A 2,079-nucleotide genomic window follows, 5' to 3' on the forward strand; every position below is an offset into this window, starting at 1 on the left:
CGGCAGCACGACGCCGGACTGCACCATGTGCAGGTCACGCACCTTGGCTGGATCGACAGCAAGGAGGGCGGCGCAGAGCAGATCGGCCTGCTTCTGGTTGTCACCCTCGAGGCAGACGCGATCGCCAGGGCGGACCACCGCTTCCATCAGTTTGGTGGCGTCGCGCACATCGACGACCTTGCCCTTTGCCAGCCTCGCGCCGGCTTGGATACGGGCGTCGCGCGCTTCCCGGCCACGCTGCCAGGTCGTCATCGTCTTTGCTCCTCCAGCAGGCTCCGGATTGCTGGCCGAAATTAGTCGCGGAGCTCCCTGGAGTATTTCCTCAAGCAACCATGTTTTCGACTTCGCACGCTACCGAACCCGGCAATTGCATGACAGCTCGAACGTTGTCCGGTTCCTCCACTTCGCAACCGTCTTCTGATCGATGCCGCAGCGCTTGGCGACAGGGCTGAAGGCCGATCAAAAGCATGCCATTGTTAGCCGGAGTGGAGCGATCACCGTGGAACTGGCAGCGCTTTCGTCTTGCCAGACAGTCTGGCTCCGATCGCCAGACTTTCGGGAAACCAACTGACGAAAGCCCTCATCGCCGCAGCGGATTGAGGGAGGGCTGCAATGCGTGCCAACACGGTGGCGGTGCGAATGCGAGTTGCGAATTGTCTGTTCCAGGCCTTTGAGTAGCGGCTGCCGGCGGCAACGCGCGCCTCGCGATCCCATCGGTCGAACCTGGCCAATTCGGTGGCCAACAGCCAGCCGGACTGCAAGGCCATGGAGATGCCTTCGGCGATGATGGGATGGGACTCGCCGGCAATGTTGCCGACCCGAAATATGTCGTCGGCAAAACGCGGACGAATGCCAGGGCGTATAGGCCCGGCGGCCAGCCATTCGCCATCGAGTGTTGCGCCCCCGATCGCGGAAACCGTACCAGGACAGGATGCCACGATGTGCGCGTGAACGGCTTGGCCCGCCGACAAGGCACCACTTTTCTCACGCAACCTGGCCAATACGTCGCGGCGTATGCAGCAGGACAGCGACATCCTGTTCTGATCCGTCCACACCATGCCGCCATAGCCGCCCGGAAACACCAGGAGAGGCATGAGGTCTCGGGCGAGCGAAGCTCCTTTGAAGTGAGCCTTGAAGCCAAACAGATCGTGAGGCGCACAGCTTTTTGGGAGGTTGGTTGGAAGCTTTCCCTGCTCCCAAGACCCATGGGCGGCTATCACGACTGGCGCAGCGAGAACCCTCTGATCGTCTTTGCCGCTGATCCGGACTGCGGCGTTCTCCCCATCGCTGATGATCGTCACCGCACGGCAAGGCTGAAAAACATCGGCTCCGGCATTGCGGGCGGCGTCCAAGAGGATGCCATCAAGGACGTCGCGCCCAAGTGCACGCCCAAAAGCGTCTCCCGCCGCCCGGGGCATGCCCGCGTCTATGCCCGGGCCCGACGCAAACAATGCTACTCGCCTGACTTCCGGGCCTGCCTTGGCGCGAATCGCAGCGCCCGCCCCCAAACGGTCCAACAGCTCCAGATTGACTGCCGACATGAACTCGCCGCAGACTTTTCGGCGCGGGAATTCGCTTCGTTCGATGATGGCAACCGCGCGCCCCTGGCCGCACAAAGCCAAGGCCACCGACGCGCCACTTGGCCCGGCACCTATGACAATGGCATCGTACATCGCGGGAGCGCTTCCTTGGGGATGACGCTGAAAGCGTGGGTAAACGGGCCAATCCTGCGTTCTTCACACTGCTGGCTGGAACCCGATGGCCACAGACTGGAAAGTTCATTGCCCGCGAACCCCGCGCGGACGCTCGCTGCTGCATCGTGCATGGTCACCTCGTTTGCGCCGATGATGCGTAGGAGCGAGCACATTCTCAAGGCAGTGGCGTTTCGGCTTGGCTCGGTGGCGAGGAACACCGGTGCCCGTGAACGGAGCGCTGCAAACAGAACCTTCAAGTCCGCGTCGGAAAAATGGTGGAGGAACAGATTGGCCGAGACAACGTCGTACGCGCCGGCGCCGGRCTTTGCGATCCAGTCAAAGACGTCATCGGTGACGGTTTCAACTCGCCAGCCGAGTGCGGTGA

The 2,079-nt window shown here is 62.3% G+C and carries 2 protein-coding genes and 1 pseudogene; all 3 read right to left on the minus strand.

The genetic code is table 11. The features are described 5' to 3' along the window. Positions 1–252 (minus strand): malonate decarboxylase subunit alpha (locus tag ACXJ7R_RS30915; protein ID WP_457155121.1); only part of this gene is annotated, 252 nt, incomplete at its 3' end. 242 nt (positions 253–494) lie between these two features. Continuing rightward, on the minus strand, positions 495–1,673 hold the full coding sequence (locus tag ACXJ7R_RS30920) for an NAD(P)/FAD-dependent oxidoreductase (RefSeq protein ID WP_457155122.1): 1,179 nt from the start codon (positions 1,671–1,673) through the stop codon (positions 495–497). Next, positions 1,652–2,079: pseudogene (locus tag ACXJ7R_RS30925) on the minus strand (hypothetical protein); the annotation flags it as partial. The gene ACXJ7R_RS30920 and the pseudogene ACXJ7R_RS30925, both read right to left, overlap by 22 nt.

Source organism: Mesorhizobium sp. P5_C1 (assembly GCF_054049815.1).

Coding starts and splice junctions, on each gene's coding strand:
- ACXJ7R_RS30920 (WP_457155122.1), bottom strand. CDS start 1,673: ATGTACGATGCCATTGTCATAGGTGCCGGGCCAAGTGGCGCGTCGGTG.